The organism is Paraburkholderia sp. J63 (genome assembly GCF_905220245.1).
Classification (GTDB): Bacteria; Pseudomonadota; Gammaproteobacteria; order Burkholderiales; family Burkholderiaceae; genus Paraburkholderia.
The window spans coordinates 1-2500 of sequence record NZ_CAJMZF010000107.1 but is presented as its reverse complement, the minus strand read 5'-3'; the positions used below and the strand labels follow the sequence as shown (position 1 = coordinate 2500).

Below are 2500 nucleotides of genomic sequence, written 5' to 3'. Positions count from 1 at the left end.
CTGTCCGGAGACACCATGAACGTTCCCCGCAGCAGCCCGTCACGGCCCCTGCGTCTCAATGCCGATCCCGCCGGCCTCGCGCCCGCGTCCGATATCGGCGCGGCCAATGAGCGGCGCATCGTCCGCAAGGTGGCATGGCGCGTCATGTGGTTCCTGTGCGCCGTCTACTTCTTCGCGATGATGGACCGGCTGAACATCGCGTTCGCCGCGTTGTCGATGAACCGCGATCTCGGCTTCGACGCCGCGACCTTCGGGCTCGCGGTCGGCATCATGTACGTGAGCTATGGCTTGTTCGGCCTGCCCTGCAATCTCATGCTCGAACGCTACGGCGCGCGCCGGGTCATCTCGTGCATTGCGATCGGCTGGGGGATCGCGGCGACGGCGATGGGCCTCGTCACCGGCAAGACGGGCTTTCTCGCGCTGCGCGTCGCGCTAGGCGCCGCCGAAGCGGGGCTCGTGCCCGGTGTCATGGTCTATCTGGGCCAGTGGTTTCCGGCGCAATACCGCGCGCGCTTCAACGCGACCTTCATTCTCGCGGCGCCCGTGGCCTCCGTGGTGACCGCGCTCCTGTCGACGGCCATTCTGCAGATGGATAACACGCTCGGCATCGCGGGATGGCGCTGGATCTTCCTGATCGAAGGCAGCCCCGCCATCGTGCTCGGGATCGTGGGACTGTTCTACCTGTCCAGCACGCCCGACGAAGCGCGCTGGCTCGCACCGCACGAGCGCGAATGGCTGACGCGCGCCATGCGCGAGGATAGCGGCCGCGAGCAGGCGCACGAAGCCGGCCAGGCCCGCAAGCCCCGGCTCGTGGAGATCGTCTTTCATCCGATGGTGCTCGTCTTCAGCCTCGTCAACTTCTGCCTGTTCTGCGGGCTCGTGACCACATCGAGCTGGCTGCCCGCCATGCTCGACGAACGCGGACTCTCGAAGGGCTGGATCGGCGTGCTGTCCGCGTCGATCTCGCTGGCCTGCGTAGCCGGCATGTTCATCATGAGCCGCTCGTCGGACCGCAGGAACGAGCGCATCTGGCACGTCGTCTTCGCGCTATGCGTCGCGGGCGGCGGCTTCTTCGTCGCGGCGACGGCCAGCGGCGTCGCCGCAATCGTGCTCGGGTTCGGGCTCGCGACGTTCGGCTGCTTTTCGGCGCAGTCGATCTTCTGGACGATTCCTCAAGGCTATTTCAGCCGCCACGCGAGCCCGGCCGCCATCGGCATGCTCTCGACCGTGGCCAGTATCGGCAGCGGTCTGATGCCCTATGTCGTGGGCTCGCTCAAGCGTTCGACGCATAGTTTCGCGCCCGGCCTCGCGCTCGCGGGCGGCATCCTCGTGCTCGCGGCCGTCATCATGTGGCTCGCGCGCGGGCGCATCCGGCATTCGAACATGCCGTTGTAGCGCCCAGCTTCAAATCATTCGCACACCCTGGTTTTTTGATTCTATGGAGACGGTATGGCGCAGCAAAGCGGCACGGTTCGCAACGTGCTTTTCATCATGGCCGATCAATTGCGCTGGGACTATCTGTCCTGCTACGGGCATCCCACGCTGCAGACGCCGAACCTCGACCGGCTCGCGCAACGCGGCGTGCGCTTCAGCAACGCCTATGTCCAGGGGCCCGTGTGCGGGCCGTCGCGCATGTCGTACTACACCGGTCGCTACATGACGAGCCACGGCGCGATCTGGAATTTCGTGCCGCTCTCGCTACGCGAAAAAGGCCTCGGCGACTATTTGCGGCCCAACGGCATACGCACCGCGCTCGTCGGCAAGACGCACATGGAAGCCGACGTCGCGGCCATGGCGAGGCTCGGCATCTCGCCGGAGAGCCCGCAAGGCCAGCTCGCGATGGAGCTCGGCTTCGAACCCTTCGAGCGCGACGACGGCTGCTGGCCCGGACCTTCGGCGCAAGACAGCCCGTATTGCGATTATCTGCGCGCGCAGGGCTATCGCTCGGGCAATCCGTGGCACGACTTCGCCAACTCCGCAGCGGGACCGAACGGCGAGATTCTCTCGGGCTGGGAGATGCAGTACGCCCGCCTGCCGGCCCACATCGATGAAACGGACTCCGAAACACCGTATATGACACGCCGCGCGATGGCGTTCATCGAAGCCCAGGGCGACGCGCCCTGGTGCCTGCATCTTTCGTACATCAAGCCGCATTGGCCCTACGTGGCGCCGGCGCCCTACCACGCGCTGTATGGCGCGGAAGACATCCTGCCCGTCAAGCAGCACCCCGACGAGCGCGAGCACGGCCATCCCGTGCAGCAGGGCTTCCAGCAAATGATCGCGGGGCGCAACTTCTCGGAGCCGCACGTGCGCGAGGCGGTCATTCCCGTCTATATGGGGCTCGTCAAGCAGATCGACGACCAGCTCGGCGCGCTGTTCGAGTTCATGGAGGCGGCCGGCCGCATGGACGACACGATGATCGTCTTCTGCAGCGATCACGGCGACTATCTGGGCGATCATTACCTCGGCGAAAAGGAGCTGTTTCACGACACCGTGGCCA

General features: G+C 65.8%; 2 protein-coding genes. Both read left to right on the top strand.

Annotated elements, in window-relative coordinates; genetic code table 11:
- Positions 1-15 precede the first annotated feature (15 nt).
- A complete protein-coding gene (locus tag U5775_RS38630) occupies positions 16-1395 on the top strand; it encodes an MFS transporter (protein WP_322063386.1) in 1380 nt (459 codons plus the stop codon).
- A gap of 54 nt (positions 1396-1449) precedes the next feature.
- On the top strand, positions 1450-2500 hold a 1051-nt coding region (locus U5775_RS38625; protein WP_322063385.1), incomplete at its 3' end, for a sulfatase-like hydrolase/transferase.

Excerpts from the sequence above, each read along its gene's own strand:
- U5775_RS38630 (WP_322063386.1), top strand. The coding sequence starts at position 16 with ATGAACGTTCCCCGCAGCAGCCCGTCACGGCCCCTGCGTCTCAATGCC.